This is a genomic window from Amycolatopsis sp. NPDC101161 (assembly GCF_044768185.1).
GTDB lineage: Bacteria > Actinomycetota > Actinomycetes > Mycobacteriales > Pseudonocardiaceae > Amycolatopsis.
The window spans coordinates 1017319-1033859 of the sequence record NZ_JBIWPI010000003.1; the positions used below are offsets into that span (position 1 = coordinate 1017319).

Annotated in this window: 20 protein-coding genes; 13 read left to right on the forward strand and 7 right to left on the reverse strand. The window is 72.9% G+C overall.

The genetic code is table 11. The features are described 5' to 3' along the window. Position 1: 1 nt before the first annotated feature. Together ACIRSS_RS26205 and ACIRSS_RS26210 are read right to left on the reverse strand one after the other, a co-directional pair. Positions 2 to 721, reverse strand: coding sequence for an ABC transporter permease (locus ACIRSS_RS26205; protein ID WP_400899295.1), 720 nt, complete (start codon positions 719 to 721; stop codon positions 2 to 4). 12 nt (positions 722 to 733) lie between these two features. Further along, the gene (locus tag ACIRSS_RS26210; protein WP_400899297.1) at positions 734 to 1618 is read right to left on the reverse strand and encodes an ABC transporter ATP-binding protein; all 885 of its coding nucleotides are present in this window, start codon (positions 1616 to 1618) and stop codon (positions 734 to 736) included. Positions 1619 to 1726: 108 nt separating this feature from the next. Between ACIRSS_RS26210 and ACIRSS_RS26215 the strand changes: the two genes are divergently transcribed. Both ACIRSS_RS26215 and ACIRSS_RS26220 read left to right on the forward strand, forming a co-directional pair. Then, on the forward strand, positions 1727 to 2863 hold the full coding sequence (locus ACIRSS_RS26215) for a sensor histidine kinase (RefSeq protein ID WP_400899299.1): 1137 nt from the start codon (positions 1727 to 1729) through the stop codon (positions 2861 to 2863). Continuing rightward, positions 2860 to 3462, forward strand: a complete 603-nt coding sequence (locus ACIRSS_RS26220) for a response regulator (protein ID WP_400899301.1) — start codon at positions 2860 to 2862, stop codon at positions 3460 to 3462. Before ACIRSS_RS26215 ends, ACIRSS_RS26220 begins: the two co-directional genes overlap by 4 nt. Here ACIRSS_RS26220 and ACIRSS_RS26225 read toward each other — a convergent pair. Continuing rightward, positions 3459 to 4367: an SDR family NAD(P)-dependent oxidoreductase gene (locus ACIRSS_RS26225; RefSeq protein WP_400899303.1), complete on the reverse strand. Its 909-nt coding sequence runs from the start codon at positions 4365 to 4367 to the stop codon at positions 3459 to 3461. The genes ACIRSS_RS26220 and ACIRSS_RS26225 overlap by 4 nt on opposite strands. 129 nt (positions 4368 to 4496) lie before the next feature. Here ACIRSS_RS26225 and ACIRSS_RS26230 point away from each other — a divergent pair, with 129 nt between their 5' ends. From ACIRSS_RS26230 to ACIRSS_RS26260, 7 genes are all read left to right on the forward strand, one after another. After that, positions 4497 to 5165, forward strand: coding sequence for a TetR family transcriptional regulator (locus tag ACIRSS_RS26230; RefSeq protein WP_400899305.1), 669 nt, complete (start codon positions 4497 to 4499; stop codon positions 5163 to 5165). 52 nt (positions 5166 to 5217) lie between these two features. Next, complete coding sequence (locus ACIRSS_RS26235; RefSeq protein WP_400899307.1) at positions 5218 to 5373, forward strand: CopG family transcriptional regulator; 156 nt, start codon at positions 5218 to 5220, stop codon at positions 5371 to 5373. Further along, positions 5370 to 5714, forward strand: a complete 345-nt coding sequence (locus ACIRSS_RS26240) for a VOC family protein (RefSeq protein WP_400899309.1) — start codon at positions 5370 to 5372, stop codon at positions 5712 to 5714. Before ACIRSS_RS26235 ends, ACIRSS_RS26240 begins: the two co-directional genes overlap by 4 nt. Beyond that, positions 5711 to 6934 (forward strand): MFS transporter, encoded by a 1224-nt coding sequence (locus ACIRSS_RS26245; RefSeq protein WP_400899311.1) that lies wholly within the window; start codon positions 5711 to 5713, stop codon positions 6932 to 6934. Before ACIRSS_RS26240 ends, ACIRSS_RS26245 begins: the two co-directional genes overlap by 4 nt. A 202-nt stretch (positions 6935 to 7136) precedes the next feature. Then, positions 7137 to 8003, forward strand: a complete 867-nt coding sequence (locus ACIRSS_RS26250) for an amino acid ABC transporter permease (RefSeq protein WP_400899313.1) — start codon at positions 7137 to 7139, stop codon at positions 8001 to 8003. Continuing rightward, positions 8000 to 8767 carry an amino acid ABC transporter ATP-binding protein gene (locus ACIRSS_RS26255; RefSeq protein WP_400899315.1) on the forward strand — a complete coding sequence of 256 codons (768 nt, stop codon included), beginning with the start codon at positions 8000 to 8002 and terminating at the stop codon, positions 8765 to 8767. The genes ACIRSS_RS26250 and ACIRSS_RS26255 overlap by 4 nt, the downstream gene beginning before the upstream one ends. Before the next feature lie 8 nt (positions 8768 to 8775). After that, positions 8776 to 9714 carry an ABC transporter substrate-binding protein gene (locus ACIRSS_RS26260; protein ID WP_400899317.1) on the forward strand — a complete coding sequence of 313 codons (939 nt, stop codon included), beginning with the start codon at positions 8776 to 8778 and terminating at the stop codon, positions 9712 to 9714. A 79-nt stretch (positions 9715 to 9793) separates the two neighbouring features. Here the strand turns inward: ACIRSS_RS26260 and ACIRSS_RS26265 are convergent, their stop codons facing one another. After that, positions 9794 to 10726 (reverse strand): GlxA family transcriptional regulator, encoded by a 933-nt coding sequence (locus ACIRSS_RS26265; RefSeq protein ID WP_400899319.1) that lies wholly within the window; start codon positions 10724 to 10726, stop codon positions 9794 to 9796. Positions 10727 to 10798: 72 nt separating this feature from the next. Between ACIRSS_RS26265 and ACIRSS_RS26270 the strand changes: the two genes are divergently transcribed. Beyond that, positions 10799 to 11134 (forward strand): cupin domain-containing protein, encoded by a 336-nt coding sequence (locus tag ACIRSS_RS26270; RefSeq protein WP_400899321.1) that lies wholly within the window; start codon positions 10799 to 10801, stop codon positions 11132 to 11134. On the opposite strand, the gene ACIRSS_RS26275 is transcribed toward ACIRSS_RS26270, so the two are convergent. Further along, on the reverse strand, positions 11119 to 11742 hold the full coding sequence (locus ACIRSS_RS26275) for a maleylpyruvate isomerase N-terminal domain-containing protein (RefSeq protein WP_400899323.1): 624 nt from the start codon (positions 11740 to 11742) through the stop codon (positions 11119 to 11121). The genes ACIRSS_RS26270 and ACIRSS_RS26275 overlap by 16 nt on opposite strands. Before the next feature lie 62 nt (positions 11743 to 11804). On the opposite strand from ACIRSS_RS26275, the gene ACIRSS_RS26280 reads away from it, so the two are divergent. Next, positions 11805 to 12593, forward strand: a complete 789-nt coding sequence (locus ACIRSS_RS26280) for a hypothetical protein (protein WP_400899325.1) — start codon at positions 11805 to 11807, stop codon at positions 12591 to 12593. 308 nt (positions 12594 to 12901) lie between these two features. Here ACIRSS_RS26280 and ACIRSS_RS26285 read toward each other — a convergent pair whose 3' ends face one another. Next, positions 12902 to 13807 (reverse strand): LysR family transcriptional regulator, encoded by a 906-nt coding sequence (locus tag ACIRSS_RS26285; protein ID WP_400899327.1) that lies wholly within the window; start codon positions 13805 to 13807, stop codon positions 12902 to 12904. 70 nt (positions 13808 to 13877) lie between these two features. Here ACIRSS_RS26285 and ACIRSS_RS26290 point away from each other — a divergent pair, with 70 nt between their 5' ends. Together ACIRSS_RS26290 and ACIRSS_RS26295 are read left to right on the forward strand one after the other, a co-directional pair. Further along, the gene (locus ACIRSS_RS26290; protein ID WP_400899329.1) at positions 13878 to 14801 is read left to right on the forward strand and encodes an SDR family NAD(P)-dependent oxidoreductase; all 924 of its coding nucleotides are present in this window, start codon (positions 13878 to 13880) and stop codon (positions 14799 to 14801) included. Continuing rightward, positions 14798 to 15628, forward strand: a complete 831-nt coding sequence (locus tag ACIRSS_RS26295; RefSeq protein ID WP_400899331.1) for an SDR family NAD(P)-dependent oxidoreductase — start codon at positions 14798 to 14800, stop codon at positions 15626 to 15628. Before ACIRSS_RS26290 ends, ACIRSS_RS26295 begins: the two co-directional genes overlap by 4 nt. A gap of 5 nt (positions 15629 to 15633) precedes the next feature. Here the strand turns inward: ACIRSS_RS26295 and ACIRSS_RS26300 are convergent, their stop codons facing one another. Then, on the reverse strand, positions 15634 to 16530 hold the full coding sequence (locus tag ACIRSS_RS26300; protein ID WP_400899333.1) for an aldo/keto reductase: 897 nt from the start codon (positions 16528 to 16530) through the stop codon (positions 15634 to 15636). Between the last annotated feature and the right edge of the window lie 11 nt (positions 16531 to 16541).

A 16541-nucleotide genomic window follows, 5' to 3' on the forward strand; every position in this document is an offset into this window, starting at 1 on the left:
GTCAGCGGCGCGGTTCCCAGCGGAAGAGCCGCGTGGCCAGCGCGACGGCGATGACCACCCAGGCCAGCGTCGGTCCGAACAGGACCAGCGAATCGGTCAGCGGCTTGCCGCCGTTCCAGGCGTTCAGCACCAGCTCGGTCGCCGATCCGCCGGGCAGCAGGCGCTTGAGCAGCGTCAGCTCGCCGGTGCCGGTCACCCCGACCCAGCCGGCCACGCCGATGACGCCGAGGCTGACCGGCAGCGTCGTGACCTGCGCGTGCTCGGGCGAGTTCGTCAGCCCGGCCGTCGCCAGCCCGAGCGCGAGCATCATGGCCACGGTCGCGACGACGGCCGCCACCAGCAGCACCGGGTCCGCCGGCGGCCCGGCGACCGCGGCCAGCGCGCCGAGGATGACGGCGATCTGGGCCACCGACAGCACGGTGATCGGCAGCAGCAGGCCGCCGAGGATGCCGCTGTCGCGGGCCGCGGTGGAGCGCAGGCGCTTGAGGAACAGGTTCTGGCGGCGGGACGCGAGCGTCGTCACCGACGTCGTGTAGAGCCCGATGCCGGTCACGAAGAACAAGGCGAGCGTCGCGATGTAGCCGAGGCTGCCCACTTGCGCGAACAGGTCGTGCCGGAAGACGAAGAACGCGCTGAGGCCGGCGGGCAGCACGAGAGCGGTGACCAGCACCAGCCGGTTGCGGAAGATCTGGATCAGCTCGCCGCGAGCGATCGTCCACATGGGAGTGTCCTCTCAGGAGTGTTCGATGGCGCGGAAGACGTCGTCGAGCCGGGTCGGCCCGGCGCGCAGGTCGTGCAGCTCCACGGCGTGGTCCTGCGCCCAGCCGAGCAGCGTGTGCAGGTCCTTCTGCAGGTCGAAGGTCTCGACGAGGAAGTGGCCGTCGGATTGGCGGGTGGCGTGCAGCGGGGGCGCGGGCGCGCGCGGCGGCAGGCCGAAGTGGATGGTCGCGGGCAGGGTCCGCGTCAGCTCGGCGACGGTCCCTTCCCGGTGGAACGCGCCCTGGTGCATGAGCCCGATGCGGTCGGCGCGCTGCTGGGCTTCTTCCAGGTAGTGCGTGGTGAGCACGACGGTGGCGCCGTCCTCGCGCAGCCGGTCGACCGCGTCCCAGAGCGCGTCCCGCGACTGGATGTCGAGACCGGTGGTGGGCTCGTCGAGGAAGACCAGCTCGGGCGAGCCGAACACGGCGGTGGCGAAGTCCAGCCGCCGCTTCTCGCCGCCGGAGAGCTGCCCGACCTTGGTGGCCGCCTTGGGACTGAGGCCGACGACGCCGAGCACGCGCCCGACGTCGTCGACGCGTTCGGTGAGCCGCCCGATCAGCCGGACGCTCTCCCGCACGGTCAGGTCCGGCGAGAACCCGCTTTCCTGCAGCATGATCCCCATCCGCGGGCGGACGGCGGCGCGGTCGCGGGGGTCCTTGCCGAACACCCGCACGGCGCCCGACGTCGGCGCGCGGTGGCCTTCGACGGTCTCCAAGGTCGAGGTCTTGCCGGCGCCGTTGGTGCCGAGCAGTGCGTACAGCTCCCCGCGTTCCACCTGGAACGAAAGGTCCTTCACAGCGGGGAAGCCGCCGTAGGTCAGGGTGAGGCGGTCGACGTCGATGACGGGTGTCGTGGACATGCTCCGATTCCAGCCGGATCGGCGCGCGGCCGGCAGTGCGGCCGCGTCACCCCGACACATGACGTGGTGTCACTGGTGCGGTCCGTCGTGCCCGATACGCTCGGACCCGTGGAGGTACCGGCGATCGCGCGCAGGAGCACCTGGACCGGCGGGGCGGTCCAGGAACGGCTGCGCCGGCTCAACCTGATCACCACGGTCCCGCCGCTCGCGATCATCGGCGTGCTGCTGCTCCTGCTGACCGCCCGGACCTGGTGGCACGTCGTCATCCAGGTCGTCGGGCTGGTCGCGGCGCTGGCGACCGCGGAACGCTGGACGGCGGGGGACTACCTGCGCGTCGCGGGGCCGAGCTTCGCCGTCACCGCGGTGGTCTGGCTGGCCGGGGCGCTGACCGACGACCCCTCCGCGTTCTTCGGCGTGTCCGTGGTCGGGTCGTTCCTCATCCCGCCGTTGCCGCGCCGCCGGGTCGCGGCACTGGCCGGGTTCACCGCGCTGGTCGCGGTCCTGGGCGCGGCGAACGTGCTGGTGCACGACGACCGCGTCGGGCCCCGGCTGATCCAGTTCGCCGCCATCCCCGCGGCCGCCGTGCTCGTCTCGACCGGGCTCATGTTCGTCAGCCAGCGGTTCTTCGACCTGATCGCCGAGCTGGAGCAGTCCCGCGAGCGCGAGGCGGAGCTGGCCGTGACCCGGGAGCGCGCGCGGTTCGCCGGCGACCTGCACGACATCCAGGGGCACACGCTGCACGTGGTGAAGCTGAAGGTCGCCCTGGCCGAAAAGCTGCTGGACAGCGACCTCGACCGGGCGCGCGCGGAGCTGGCGGAGGTGCGCGGCCTGGTCGGCGACACGATCGTCCAGACGAAGGAACTCGTCTACGCCCAGCGGCGGCTGAACCTCTCGGCGGAGCTGGAGAACGCGAAGAACCTGTTCGAGGCCGCGGGCATCCACGTGCGGGTCGAGCGGGAGTCCGAAGTGGACACTCGCGCCGGCGAGCTGCTCGGCCAGGTCCTGCGCGAGACCACGACCAACATCCTGCGCCACGCCCAGGCGCGGCAGGTGCGGATCACGCTGTCTCGGTCGGGGATCGAGATCGTCAACGACGGCGTAGCCGAAGACGGCGAGCCCGAGCTGAGCGGGCTTTCGGCGTTGCGCCACCGCTTGGCCGAGCACGGCGGTGAGCTGCACGTGTCGCGGACGGACGGCCGCTTCCGGACGGCGGCGGCGTTCCCGGCGTGGGAGGACGGCCGATGACCACCGTGGTGCTCGCCGACGACGAGGCCCTGCTGCGCAAGGCGCTGGCGGCGCTGCTGCCGCTCGAGGGCGAGATCACCGTGCTCGCCGAGGCCGAGGACGGCGAGCAGGCGGTGGCCGCCACGCTGCGGCACCGCCCGGACGTTCTCGTCATCGACCTCGAAATGCCCACTGTGGACGGTCTGGGCGCGGTGGCCGAGATCCGGCGCGCCCGGCCGGAGCAGGTGATCCTGATGCTGACCCGGCACGCCCGGCCGGGAGTGCTGCGCAAGGCGCTGAAGCTGGGCGTGCAGGGGTTCGTGAGCAAGGCGGCGGAACCCGCGCACATCACGGCGGTGATCCGGACGCTGCACGAGGGCAGGCGCTGGATCGACCCGGACGTCTCGGCGCTGGCGGTCGTGGACGACTGCCCGCTGACCGATCGCGAGATCGACGTCCTGCGCGCGACGCGGGAGGGGTTTTCGGTGGCGGAGATCGCCGGCCGGCTGCACCTGGCCGAGGGCACGGTCCGCAACTACCTGTCCAACGCGATGCAGAAGACCCAGACCCGCACCCGCCACGAAGCGGCCCGCTACGCCCGCGAGCACGACTGGCTCTAGCCGAGCGGGAACTTGACTCCGGTCAGCTCCTCCGAAACCGTCCACAGGCGACGGTGGATCGCCGCGTCGTACGACTGCGGCGTCGAGGCCACCACCTGCGGGCGCCCGCGGTAGCCGCCCACGCCCGCCGGGCCGTAGTACTGGCCGCCGAGGGCCGCCGGGTCCGTGGCCGCGCGCAGGATCGGCAGCGCGCCGCGCTCGGAGCTCTGCGTGAACAGCGGCGCCACCACCGGGAACAGCGCGCGGGCGATCGCGGGGGAGTTGCGCATCAGCTCCGTGCGGGCCACGCCGGGGTGGGCGGCGAGCGACGCCGTCGTGCCGTGCGGGGCGAGGCGGCGCTGCAGCTCGTAGGCGAACATCAGGTTGGCCAGCTTGGCCTGCCCGTAGGCCGCGACGCGGTCGTAGGAGTTCTCCCACTGCAGGTCGTCGAAGTGGATCGAGGCGCGGATGCGGTGCGCGATGCTCGCGACCGTCACCACCCGCGAGCCCTCGACCGGCAGCAGCAGGTCCAGCAGCAGGCCGGTGAACGCGAAGTGCCCGAGGTGGTTGGTGCCGAACTGCAGCTCGAAGCCGTCGCGGGTGGTCTGCTTCGGCGGGTACATGACGCCGGCGTTGTTGACCAGCAGGTCGATCTTCGGCAGCGAGCCGTGCAGGTCGGCCGCGGCCGCGCGGACGGACTCCAGGGAGGAAAGGTCCAGCTCCTGCACGGTGACGTCGGCGGTCGAGCCGAGCCGCGCGGCGGCCTGCTTGCCCTTCTCGACGTCGCGCACGGCCAGCACCACCGTCGCGCCCTTCTCGGCCAGCGCCTTCGCGGTGTCGAACCCGAGCCCGGTGTTGGCGCCGGTGATGACGGCGACCCGGCCCTGCTGGCTCGGCACGTCGCGTTCGGTCCAGTTCTCGGCCATGGCGGTTCCCTCCGTGGCGGCCCTTTCGGACCGGTGGTCTGTTATGCCTCCGACGCTAAGGAACCGTCGGTCTGTTGTCAAGAGACTGCCGGTCTCCAATTTCGCCCGATGGGCGTTACGCTGGGTGGCATGACGTTCCAGCGAGCCCGCAGTGCCGAGCAGCGGGAGGCGCGGCGCCGCACGATCCTCGACACGGCGCTGGCGATGCTCGACGAGATGCCGGTGGCCGAGGTGAGCCTCAACGAGCTCAGCCGGCGCGTCGGGCTGGCGAAGTCGAACGTGCTGCGCTACTTCGAATCCCGCGAAGCCGTCCTGCTCGAACTGCTCGACCGGGCACTGCGGGACTGGCTCGCCGAGGTGGCGGACGAACTCGCCGACGGCGTCGACCGGGAGCTGCCGGCGGGGGAGCGGGGCGAGCGGTTCTCCACCGTCGTCGCCCACTCGCTGGCCCGGCGCACGGTGCTGTGCGACCTCATCGGCGCGCAGGCCGGTGTCCTGGAACACAACGTGTCCACCGACGCGGTCGTGCGCTTCAAGCGGTCCGCGCTCTCCGGGCTGGACGCGATGGCCGAGCTGATGCGCCGGTACGTACCCGAGGTCGGCGGCCAGGCGGCGTCGATCTGCCTGCTGGCGATGATCCTGACCGGCGGCCTGTGGACGCACTGCCGCCCGTCGCCGAGTGCCCTCGCCGCCTACAAGGTGGATCCGGCGCTGGCCACGCTCCACCTCGAGCTGGCGCCCGCGCTCGCGCACGGGCTGACGCTGCTGATCTCGGGTGCGATGGCCACGGCCGGCTGAGGAGTCCGGCCGGGACCGGCGATCGGGCATGCTCATTTGCTAGCATGTGGGCATGCCCGCAGACGCCAAACGGCAGTTCAGCGTCTACCTGCCGGTCGAGCTCATCCGGCGGGTGAAGCACGCCTCCGTCGACGCCGACGAGTCCCTCTCGGCCTACGTCGAACGCGTTCTCGAAGACCACCTGCGCCGCACCGAGGAGTGCCCATGATGCGAGTGCTGCCCATCCGCTACACCTCGGACGTCGAAGCCGTGACGCGCTTCTACACCACCCTCGGCCTGGAAACCGGGCCCGTCTCCCGGCCCGGCGGCTGGGTCGAGCTCCCCGCCGGCGGCGGCACCCTGGCCGTCCACAAAGGACAAGACGTGGGCCGGTGCGAGCTCGCCTTCGAGACCGACGAACCACTCGAAGACGTGCGGGACCGCCTGCGGGCGGCCGGGTACGAACCCGGACCCGTGCTCGACGAAGGCTTCGGCCGGTCGCTGCGCGTCCGCGACCCCGACGGCGTCCCCGTGCAGATCAACGCCTACGAGCGAGACCTCTACACGTGACCCGGACCGGGTCCCTGCCCCTCGCGGCGGGGATCGTCGCGCTCGAGTTCGCCGCGGCGGTCACCAGCTTCGTCGCCTCCACGCTGCTGCCCGTCGTCACCGGGGACCTGAACGCCGGGAACCGGCTCGGGCTGCTCATCGCCGGCTCCACCCTCGGGCTGTTCGTCGCGCTGCCGCTGGCGAGCCGCGTGCTGGGCCGGCTCGGGACGCGGGGCACCCTCGCCGCCGGGATGCTCGCCTACCTCGGCGGGCTCGTCGTGGCGGCCACGTCCCGGAACGCGTGGACGTTCGCGCTCGGCCAGCTGTCCACCGGTCTCGCCAGTGGCCTGCTCGCGGTGTTCGGTATCAGCTCCGCGATCCGCCACCTCGACGACCGGTTGCGCCTCAAGGTCGTCGCGGCGTCGTCGGCGATGTGGATCCTGCCCGCCCTCGTCGGCCCGGCCGCGACACTCGGTCTAGCGCACCTCGTCGGCTGGCGCTGGACCCTGCTCTTGCCCGTGCCGTTCGTCCTCTTCGGACGGTTGCTCGTCGTGCGGGCCGCCGGCGACGAGCCGGAGGCGTCGCCGCGGCCGCTCGGCCGGACGCTGCTGGTGCCCCTCGGCGCGGCGGGTGTCGTGCTGAGCGAGGGGTGGTGGCCGCTCGCGCTCGCCGGCGCGGTCGTCGCCGCGGCCGGGATGGTCGCGATCCTCCCGGCGGGCACCGCACGCCTGCGCCACGGGACGCCCGCCGCGCTCGCCGCGATGACGCTGTTCGCCGTCGGCTACTTCGGCGCCGACAGCCTGATCACCGTGCTCCTCACGACGGGCTTCCACGTCGGCCTCGGCCGGGCGGCGATCGTGCTGAGCGCCGCCCCGCTCGCCTGGGCGGTGACGAGCCTCCTGGCCCGTCGGCACTTTCCCGCGACCGGCTTGGGCCTGACCGCGCTCGGCACGGCCGTCCTGGCGATCGGAGGCCCGTTTCCCGTGGCGCTCGCCGCGTGGACGGTGGCCGGGATCGGCGTCGGGCTCGCCTATCCGGCGTTGTACGTCCGGGCGAGCACCGCCGGAACGAGCGGCTTCACCGCGACCGAGCTGGCCACCGCCGTGATCACCGCGGAGTGCGTCGGACAGCTGCTCGGCCGCGCGGTCGGCGGCGCCTTGAGTTCGGCCGGCGGGTTGACAGCCTCCTACGCGGTGTTCGCGGTCGCACTGGCCGCGGCGGCCGTCGTCAGCCGAAGGTGACGTGAAGTCGTCCAGGATCTGGAACCCGGCGCCGGCTCGTTGACCGTCCCGGGTCGGGCTTCCTAGAGTCGACGACGTCAGCGGAAAGCGCCCGCGCTTTTCTTCCCTTCCTTTTCCGGAGCAGGTACCCCCATGCCCGAATCCGTCTGGGTCACCCGGTCTGATCCGCGGTTCCGGCCATTGTCCGCCGACTTGGCGCGCGATGACCAGTGACCTCGGGACCCGGCCCGCGCCCGCCGCCGCGCCGGAGGAGTCGCTGAAGATCGTGCCCGCGCGGCGCCCGCTGACCTGGGTCGCCGCCGCCGTGGTGGCCGTCCTCGTCGCGATGGCGGGCCACGCGCTGGTCACCAACAAGGCGTTCGACTGGCCCACGTTCGCGAAGTTCGTCTTCCAGAAATCGATCTTGGAAGCCGTCGCGCTGACGCTGGAACTGACGGTGTTCGGCGTCGTCGCGGGATTCCTGCTGGGGACCGTGCTCGCGTTGATGCGCATTTCCCGGAATCCGCTGCTGCGCGCGGTCAGCTGGACCTACACGTGGATCTTCCGGTCGGTCCCGCTCATTCTCCAGCTGCTGTTCTGGTACAACCTCGCGATCCTGTACAACGAGATTTCCTTCGGTGTCCCGTTCGGGCCGTCGTTCGTCTCGGTCGGCACGATGAGCCTGATCCCGCCGTTCTTCGCCGCCGGTCTCGGGCTCGCCCTGCACCAGGGCGCGTATGCCGCGGAGATCGTGCGCGCCGGGTTCCTTTCGGTCGACGCGGGGCAGCGCGAAGCCGCCGCCGCGCTGGGGCTCCCGACCGGTCGGCAGTTCCGCCGGATCGTGCTGCCGCAGGCGCTGCGCACGATCGTGCCGACCGCGGCCAACGAGATCATCGGCCTGCTGAAAGCGACGTCGCAGGTGTACGTGATGGCGTTGCCGGAGCTCTTCTACCAGGTCCAGGTGATCTATACGCGCAGCGGCCGGGTAATCCCGCTGTTGCTGGTCGCCACCGCCTGGTACCTCGCGCTGACCACCGTGCTGTCGGTCGCGCAGTACTACGTCGAGCGTCGGCTGGGGCGGGGCGCATGAGCATCGAGTACACAGTGGACGTCCGCGGCGTCCACAAGAGCTTCGGCGCGCTGAAGGTCCTCGACGGCGTCGACCTCCAGGTGCGCCAGGGGGAAGTGACCGTCCTCCTGGGACCGTCCGGCTCCGGGAAGTCGACGCTGCTGCGGCTGATCAACCACCTCGAGCGCGCCGACCGCGGGTTCATCAGCGTCGGCGGCGAGCTGATGGGCTACCGCCGCGCCGGCGACCGGCTGCACGAGCTCAAGGAACGCGAGATCCTCAAGCAGCGCACGAAGATCGGGTTCGTCTTCCAGAACTTCAACCTCTTCGGCCACCTGACCGTGCTGGAGAACGTCGTCGAAGCACCGATCTCCGCGCAACGCCGGCCGCGCGCCGAAGCCGAGGCCAAGGCCCGCGAGCTGCTGGACCGGGTCGGGCTCGCGGACAAGGCGGACCAGTACCCGCGGCGGCTGTCCGGCGGCCAGCAGCAGCGGGTCGCGATCGCCCGGGCGCTGGCCCTCGAACCCGGCGTCCTGCTCTTCGACGAACCCACGTCGGCCCTCGACCCCGAACTGGTCGGCGAAGTCCTGGAAGTCATGCGGGACTTGGCGAAGGCGGGCACGACCATGGTCGTCGTCACCCACGAGCTCGGCTTCGCCCGCGAGGTCGCCGACACCGTCGTCTTCCTCGACGGAGGCCGCGTCGTCGAACAAGGCCCGCCCGCCGAAGTGCTCGACCACCCCCGGCACCCCCGCACCCGCGCGTTCGTGGAGAAAGTCCTTTGAGGAGAACGATGAAACTGAGAACCCTGCTGCTCGCCTCGGTGTTCGCGCTCGCCGCGTGCGGCAGCCCGGAAGCCGCGACCACCGCGCCCGCGGACCAGCCGGGCGGGGTCAACACCACCGCGAACCAGAACCGGATCCGGGCGCAGCGGGTCGACGCCATCGCCGCGCTCGTCCCGGCGGAGATCCGGGCCCGCGGCACGCTCGTCGTCGGGACCACCGGCAACGGCACGCCGCCGCTGTCGTTCCGCGCCGACGACGACAAGACGGTCATCGGCGTCGAGCCCGACGTCGCGCAGCTCGTCGCCGACGTGCTCGGGCTGAAGCTCGACCTGCGGGCGTCGTCGTGGGAGAACCTGTTCCTCTCGGTGGAGAACCGGCAGTTCGACGCCGGGTTCTCGAACATCACGGTGACCGAGGAGCGCAAGGACAAGTACGACTTCGCGACCTACCGCAAGGACACGATCGCGTTCGAGGTCAAGACCGAGAAGAACATCGCGGTCAAGGAGGCGAAGGACATCGCCGGGCTGACGGTCGGCGTCGGCGCGGGAACCAACCAGGAGCAGATCCTGCTGCGCTGGGACCAGCAGAACAAGGCGGCCGGCCTGGCCCCGGTGAAGTTCCAGTACTACCAGGCGACTTCCGACTACTACCTGGCGCTGCAGTCCGGCCGCATCGACGCCTACGTCGGCCCGAACCCGACGTCGGCCTACCACGTGGCGGTCGACGGCAAGACGAAGATCGTCGGCACGGTCTCCGGCGGCGGCACGATCCCGGCGGACATCGCGGCGATGACCAAGAAGGACGACGGCCTGGTCAAGGCGCTGCAGCAGGCGCTGGACACGGTGATCAAGAACGGTCAGTACGCCGAAGTCCTCAAGCGCTGGAACCTGGCGTCCGAGGCGCTGCCCGCGTCGGAGGTCAACCCGCGGGGCCTGCCCCGCAAGTGATTCGTGCTCGGGTGGCCGGGGAACGCCGCTTTCCCAGGCCACCCGGGCACGTGCGGACGGGGGCCGGGACCGAGCGCCGCTACGGCGTCCGGAACGCCCGCCGGTAGGCGCCGGGTGTCGTGCCGACCTGGGCGCGGAAGCGGCGGCGCAGGTTGACCGCCGACGTCAGGCCGACCCGGGCGGCGATGGCCTCGACCGGGAGGTCCGTGTCCTCCAGCAGGGTGCGGGCCTCGCTCACCCGGCGGGCCAGCAGCCACGCGCCCGGGCTGGTGCCCAGCTGGGCGGCGAAGCGCCGGGCGAGCGTGCGCGGGGAGACCCCGGCGTGCGCGGCCAGGCCGGCCACGGACAGCGTCCCGAGCCGGTCGCCCGCCCAGCCGAGGAGCCCGTCGAGGGCGTCCGGCGGCGGGGGAGGCGGGGCGAACTGCGCCTGGCCGCCCTCGCGGTGCGGCGGCATCACCATGTGCCGGGCGACCAGGGCGGCGTGCGCGGCGCCGTGGTCCTCGCGGACGAGGTGCAGGCACAGGTCGATCCCCGCACCGGCCCCGGCGCTCGTCGCGACGTCGCCGTGGTCGACGTACAGCACGTTGGGCTCGACGCGCACGCGCGGGAACTCCCGCCGCAGCTGCTCGGCGCGGCCCCAGTGGGTCGTGGCCGACCGGCCGTCCAGCAGGCCGGTGCGGGCGAGGGCGAACACCCCGGAGCAGATGGTGACCAGCCGCGCGCCCCGGGCGTGGGCCCGCAGCAGCGCGCGGCGGACGCGCGGGGGCAGCGGCGCCTCCACCGGCGCCCAGCCCGGGATGATCACGGTGTCCGCGGAGTCGAGCGCCGACAGGCCGCGCGGGACGGCCATCGCGTACCCGGCCGTCGTCGGCACCGGGCCGGGCGTCTCCGCGCAGACCTCGAACTCGTAGTGCTGGGGCACGCCGTCGCGCGGCGTGCCGAACACCTCGGCGGCACACCCGAGCTCGAACGTCGACTGCACCGGCCGCACCAGGGCCACCACGCGATGCATGGCAGGAAAGTACCCCAAGGTGTCTTCCCGGACACTGGCCGAGCCCCGTCGACGGCGGGCATCGTGGCGGTCATGCACCCCGAGATCCTCGACCAGCCGGGCTACACCTCCGCCACCGTCCGGGAAGCGCCGGTGCGCGACCTGTTCCCCGGCGTCCGCTTCCGTCCACTGTGGACCGGACCGGGTGGCGCGCACGCGGGCGTCCTGGAAATGGACGCCGGCACGTCGTGGCCGCGCCGCGACGTCCACGAACCGGGACCGGAGGAGGTGTTCGTCGTCGAGGGCACGTTCAGCGACGGCGCGCGCGACTACCCGGCGGGAACATTCATCCACGCGCCGGCCGGTTCGTGGCACGTGCCCGCGAGCGCCACCGGCTGCACGTTGTTCCTGTTCTACCCGGAGGGCTGAACGCCCCACCGCCAGTCGGTCTGCCGGCGGTGGCCGGGCAGGTCGCCGCGGCCGGTCGCCCAGAGCAGCGTCGCCCACGGGTCGGTGTCCACGGGCGCGCCGGGGAAGAAGCGGGCGAGCAGCCGGGCGCAGAGGTCGGCCGGCGGTGCCCAGGGGAGTCCGAGGCCGGTGGTGACGTCGTGCATGTGCACCAGCGTTTCGCCGATGGCCATCGCGGCGAAGCCTTCGGTGTCCAGGACGCCGTCGTCGTGGTGCGCGCGGACGTCCGGCGGCGTCGTCCGCACCACGGCCACGAGGAGGGCGCCGCACGCGTCGACGCAGCGCAGCAGACCGGCCGGCCCCGCGTCGCGGTCGGCGTAGAGAACCAGGCCGGGGCCGCCTTTTCGGCGCTGGGCCCACGCGAACGGCACCGACCGCTCGGTGTCGGCGACCCGCGGGCCGAGCTGGGCGGCGTAGAAGAAGAAGTTGTCGGCGATGTGCTCGACGGTCTCCCAGCAGGACCAGTCCATCGCGCCGGCGGGGGCGTCCCAGCCGGTGTCCCGCGCTCCGGCGAGGGTCGCGGTGGTCGTGCGCACGGTGTCTTCGACGTCGGCCGCGGTGATCGGCATCAGCCGAGCCTATCGGGTAGCGACCCTGGTGCCGAACGGTTTGCTGAGGTACACCTTCAGGTGTGGCCGGGCATACCGCGGTGGAGCGGGACGTGCTGGTGCGGTACCTCGACGCGTGGACGGCGAAGGCACTGCGGACCCAGCGCGGCGGCACGTACGTCGAGTGCGGCGGGTTCGCGGCCGACGCGCTCCGGGTGTTCGGCGAGTTCGCCGACCGGCTCGACGGGCACCACCTGGAATTGGTGGTCGTCGGTTCCTCTGCGCCATCCGGGGCTCCTCCGGGACTGTCCGTGCGGGTGATTTCCTCGCTCGCCGAGCTGACCCCGGGGGGACCGGTGCTGACCCATTTGGACGGTCCCGGCGCGTGGCCGCTGTACGCCTCGATGGCCCGCGGCAAGGGGCACGAGGTGGTGGTCACGGCACCGCTGCCGCCCGAGGCCCCCCGCGCGGAGCCGGGGTGCGCGGTCGAACTGGTCGCCGACGACGGAGAGGTGCGCCTGCTGCTGTTCGCGACGGCGGACACCAAGCACCTCGCGACGTTCAAGAGCGAGCTGTGGGCGGTGGACGAGTTCGCGGGCATCCGCTACCGCGACCCCCGCGACGGCGAGCGCACGCTGGTGGACATTTCGCTGACACCGCAGCTGTTGCCGTTGCGCCGGGCCCTGTCGGCGGAATTGGCGCGGCGGGGGAGGTGCCCGGTGGCGGACTTGCAGCGGTTCACGTTGCTGGAGACGATCTACCGCCCGGAGGACGCGATCGGAGCGTTGACGTCGGCGATCACGGCGGGCGAGGTCGTGAGGGACCCGGAGAAGGGGCGGTTGACGCCGCGGGTAGTGGTGGGACTGCCGTAGGGGGCCGTTTCGGGCGCCGCCCGCAGCGCGGCGACCGTCGCCGGGGCTGGTAGTGGGCTCGCCGGTTCGGTGGGCCGCGGTTTTGCGGTCAGGCGGTCTCGGCGACCGTCGTCGGGGTTGGTGGTGGGCTCGCTGGTTCGGCGGCTCGCGGTTTTGCGGTCGGGCGGTCTCGGCGACTGTCGTCGGGGTTGGTGGTGGGCTCGCCGGTTCCGTGGCCCGCAGTTCCGCGGTCAGGCGGCCGCGGCCGCCTGCGCCGTTCCCCCGACCGCCGGGCGGGTGGCCGCCAGGCACGTGCGGCCCCGGCCGCGTCACTCGCTGACCGCCGCGTCGCGCAGGGCCGTGGCGACACAGCTCGCCGCGTCGGACAGGGGCCGCGGCAGGTGCGCCAGCAGGATGCGGCGCTGCTCCCCGGGGCCGCCGCGCACGGCCAGCACCCGGACCTCCGGCGGCACCACCGCGCCGAGCGAACCCGGCACCGTCGTGATCCCGCAACCCGCCGCGACCAGCCGCAGCTTCGCCAGCCAGTCGCGGGCCGTGTGGGCGATCTCGGGCCGTTCGTCCAGGCCCGGCCACACGCCCAGCAGCCGGTCGTCGCCCGAGCCGGCGATCCAGCGCTGCCCCCGCAGGTCGGCGACGTCGATGTAGTCCCGGCGCGCGAGCGGGTGCGTCGCCGGGACGGCCACGCGCAGGCTGCGCTCGGTGAGCACCCGCAGGGCCAGCGCCGGGGTTTCGGTGTCCGGCGGGCGGAACGGCGGCGCCGAGGCGACCAGCGCGAGATCGAGGGTGCCGGCCCGCAGCGCCCGGACGAGCGCCGGCGTCCCACCCTCCCGGCTGAGCACGGTGATGGCCGGGTGGGTGCGCCGCAGCGCGGCCAGCGCGCGGGGGAGCAGGTCGGCGCCGGCGGTCGGGAACCAGCCCAGCCGGACCGTGCCCTGCTCGCCCGGCAGCCCGGCCAGCTCGCGCGCGGTGGCGTCGAGCGCGTCGATCACCCCGGCGGCCCGGCGCACGACGATCTGCCCGGCCGAGGTGAGCCGCACGCCGTCGTGGCGCCGTTCCAGCAACGGCGTCCCCGCGGCGCGTTCCAGCGACGCGATCTGCCGCGAGACCGCGGACTGGGTGTAGCCGAGCGCGGCGGCCGCGGCGGTGAGCGTGCCCCGCTCGGCCACCTCGCGGAAGACCCGCAGGGCGGTGAGGGACGCGTCGGAGAAGGCCATGACATCTACGCATACCAGGTCTGCGGATCTTTCGCTTTCCGCATGGGCGCGGCCGTCCTAGCTTGGAGTCATGAACTTGATCCACACCCCCTTCGGATTCGGCAGCACCGCGGCCGAGGTCGCCGCGGGCGCCGACCTGTCCGGCCGCCGGGCCGTGGTGACCGGCGCGTCCTCCGGCCTCGGCGTCGAGACCGCGCGCGCCCTGGCCGGCACCGGCGCCGAGGTCACCCTGGCCGTCCGCGACGTCGCGGCGGGCGAACGCGTGGCCGCGGGCATCGCCGGTTCGGTGCGCGTCGTGCCGCTAGACCTGACCGACCCCGCCTCGATCGACGCCTTCGTCGCGGCCTGGGACGGCCCACTGCACGTCCTGGTCGCCAACGCGGGTGTCATGGCCACGCCCGAGCAGCGCACGCCGCAGGGCCGCGAACTGCAGTTCGCCACCAACCACCTCGGCCACTTCGCCCTTGCCACCGGCCTGCACGACGCGCTCGCCGCCGACGGCGCCGCCCGGATCGTGGTGGTCAGCTCCAGTGGCCACCAGCTGTCCCCGGTGGTCTTCGACGACGTCGACTTCGCGTTCCGGCCGTACGACCCGTGGCTCGCGTACGGCCAGTCCAAGACCGCAAACGTGCTCTTCGCTGTCGAGGCGACGCGCCGCTGGGCCGGCGACGGCATCACCGCCAACGCTCTGATGCCGGGCGCGATCTACACGAACCTCCAGCGTCACACCGGCGGCCGCGGCAGCGGCCAGGTGCCGCCCGAGCTGATCAAGACGCCGGAACAGGGCGCGGCGACGTCGGTCCTGCTCGCGACGTCGCCGCTGCTCGACGGGATCGGCGGCCGCTACTTCGTGAACTGCAACGAGACCATGACCATCGACCGCCGCGGCGAGGCACCGCGGCTGGAAGGCGTGGCCCGCTACGCGCTCGACCCCGAAGGCGCCGAGCGCCTCTGGACCCTCTCGGAAACCCTGCTCGCCAAAGGAATCGCATGACCCCGAAAGTCGCTCTCGTCACCGGTGCCACCCAAGGCCTGGGCCTCGCGCTCGTCGAGGGGCTCGCCCAGCGGCTGTCCACTGAGGACACCGTCTACCTGACCGGCCGCGACGCCCGGCGCGTCGCCCAGGCCGTCGAAGCCATGCCCGCCGGCGGCGCCGAGGTCCGCGGTGAGGTCCTCGACGTCGCCGAGCCCGCGGCGCCCGGCCGGCTCGCCGCGCGGCTGGCCGAGGAGCACGGCGGCGTGGACGCCGTCATCGGGAACGCCGTCATGCGCGTCGGCCCCGACGACGACCCGCGCGCGGTCGTCCACGACTACGCCGAGGTGAACAACTTCGGCACCACCCGCCTGCTCCGCGCCTTCGCGCCGCTGCTGCGGGACGGCGGCCGGTTCCTCGTCGTCGCCAGTTCGTTCGGCACCCTGCGGCACCTGGCGCCCGCACTGCACGACCGGTTCGACGGTCTGTCCTCATTGGACGAAGTGGACAAGCAGGTGGCCGCCTGGCGCGATGCGGTCGAGGACGGCAGCGCCCGCGCGGGCGACTGGCCGGGCTTCGTCAACATCCCGTCCAAGATCGGCCAGGTCGCGGCCGTCCGCACGCTCGCCGCCCAGCGCCGCGACGACGACCTGGCCCGCGGGATCCTGCTCGCCGCCGTCTGCCCCGGGATGATGAACACGCCGACGTCCGCGCTGTGGTGGGACGTCAGCACCGCGCCGAGCCCCGCTGAAGCGGCGGATACCTTGCTGGAGCTCGTGTTCCGGCCCCTCGACCCGGCGCAGTACGGCGAGCTGGTCCGCGATGGAGCCGTCCTGCCCTGGCGGTGACAGCGTCAGCCGAGCGAGGCGTCCAGCGACCGCGTCGGGACGGCGTCCAAGGCAGCCAAGGTGTCCGCGTCCAGCTCGAGGTCGCCGGCGGCGATGTTGGCCTCCAGGTGGTCCGTGCTCGCGGTGCCGGGGATGAGGTGGACGTTCGGCGCGTGGTGCAGCAGCCACGCGAGGCCGATCTGGGCGGGCGTGCGGCCGAGGTCGCGTGCGGCCGCCTGGACCGCCGGCTCGTCGGTCACCTTCGGCAGGCCGGGGAAGGCGCCGCCGAGGGGGAAATACGGCACCCACGCGATGTCCTCGGCGACGCAGAGCCCGACCATGTCCTCGTCGTCGCGCCCGACCAGGCTGTAGGCGTTCTGGACGCAGGCGATGCCGGACGGGAGCGCCCGGCGCAGGGTGTCGAGGGTGACGCTGCTGAGCCCGATCGCGCCGATCTTTCCTTCGTCGCGCAGGTCCGTCATGACCGCGAGCTGGTCGTCGAGGTCGACCAGCTGGTCTCCTTCGGCGAGCACGCCCGGCCGCCGGTCGGCGCGGCGCAGGTTCACCAGCGGGATCCGGTCGAGGCCCAGCGTCCGGAGGTTGTCCTCGACGCTCGCCCGCAGCTCCTCGGGGCGTTGCGCGAGGCGCAGCGGGATCGGGCCGCCGGGGTCGGGGTCGGCGCCGACCTTGCTGGCGACCAGGACGTCGTCCCCGGGCCGGAGGGCCTCGCGGATGACCTCGTTGACGAAGCCGTTGCCGTAGAACTGGGCGGTGTCGACGTGGTCGACGCCCAGGTCGAACGCGCGGCGCAGCAGCGCGACGGCCTGGTCGCGGTCGGTGTGGAGGCGTTCGAGCTGCATCGCCCCGTAGCCGACGCGGGCGACGGTGCGGCCGGCGAGCGGGGCGCTTTTCGTGGAGGGCATGCGTGGTCCCG

Excerpts from the sequence above, each read along its gene's own strand:
- ACIRSS_RS26205 (WP_400899295.1), bottom strand. The coding sequence starts at position 721 with ATGTGGACGATCGCTCGCGGCGAGCTGATCCAGATCTTCCGCAACCGG.
- ACIRSS_RS26210 (WP_400899297.1), bottom strand. The coding sequence starts at position 1,618 with ATGTCCACGACACCCGTCATCGACGTCGACCGCCTCACCCTGACCTAC.
- ACIRSS_RS26220 (WP_400899301.1), top strand. The coding sequence starts at position 2,860 with ATGACCACCGTGGTGCTCGCCGACGACGAGGCCCTGCTGCGCAAGGCG.
- ACIRSS_RS26225 (WP_400899303.1), bottom strand. The coding sequence starts at position 4,367 with ATGGCCGAGAACTGGACCGAACGCGACGTGCCGAGCCAGCAGGGCCGG.
- ACIRSS_RS26230 (WP_400899305.1), top strand. The coding sequence starts at position 4,497 with ATGACGTTCCAGCGAGCCCGCAGTGCCGAGCAGCGGGAGGCGCGGCGC.
- ACIRSS_RS26235 (WP_400899307.1), top strand. The coding sequence starts at position 5,218 with ATGCCCGCAGACGCCAAACGGCAGTTCAGCGTCTACCTGCCGGTCGAG.
- ACIRSS_RS26240 (WP_400899309.1), top strand. The coding sequence starts at position 5,370 with ATGATGCGAGTGCTGCCCATCCGCTACACCTCGGACGTCGAAGCCGTG.
- ACIRSS_RS26250 (WP_400899313.1), top strand. The coding sequence starts at position 7,137 with ATGACCAGTGACCTCGGGACCCGGCCCGCGCCCGCCGCCGCGCCGGAG.
- ACIRSS_RS26255 (WP_400899315.1), top strand. The coding sequence starts at position 8,000 with ATGAGCATCGAGTACACAGTGGACGTCCGCGGCGTCCACAAGAGCTTC.
- ACIRSS_RS26260 (WP_400899317.1), top strand. The coding sequence starts at position 8,776 with ATGAAACTGAGAACCCTGCTGCTCGCCTCGGTGTTCGCGCTCGCCGCG.
- ACIRSS_RS26265 (WP_400899319.1), bottom strand. The coding sequence starts at position 10,726 with ATGCATCGCGTGGTGGCCCTGGTGCGGCCGGTGCAGTCGACGTTCGAG.
- ACIRSS_RS26270 (WP_400899321.1), top strand. The coding sequence starts at position 10,799 with ATGCACCCCGAGATCCTCGACCAGCCGGGCTACACCTCCGCCACCGTC.
- ACIRSS_RS26275 (WP_400899323.1), bottom strand. The coding sequence starts at position 11,742 with ATGCCGATCACCGCGGCCGACGTCGAAGACACCGTGCGCACGACCACC.
- ACIRSS_RS26285 (WP_400899327.1), bottom strand. The coding sequence starts at position 13,807 with ATGGCCTTCTCCGACGCGTCCCTCACCGCCCTGCGGGTCTTCCGCGAG.
- ACIRSS_RS26290 (WP_400899329.1), top strand. The coding sequence starts at position 13,878 with ATGAACTTGATCCACACCCCCTTCGGATTCGGCAGCACCGCGGCCGAG.
- ACIRSS_RS26295 (WP_400899331.1), top strand. The coding sequence starts at position 14,798 with ATGACCCCGAAAGTCGCTCTCGTCACCGGTGCCACCCAAGGCCTGGGC.
- ACIRSS_RS26300 (WP_400899333.1), bottom strand. The coding sequence starts at position 16,530 with ATGCCCTCCACGAAAAGCGCCCCGCTCGCCGGCCGCACCGTCGCCCGC.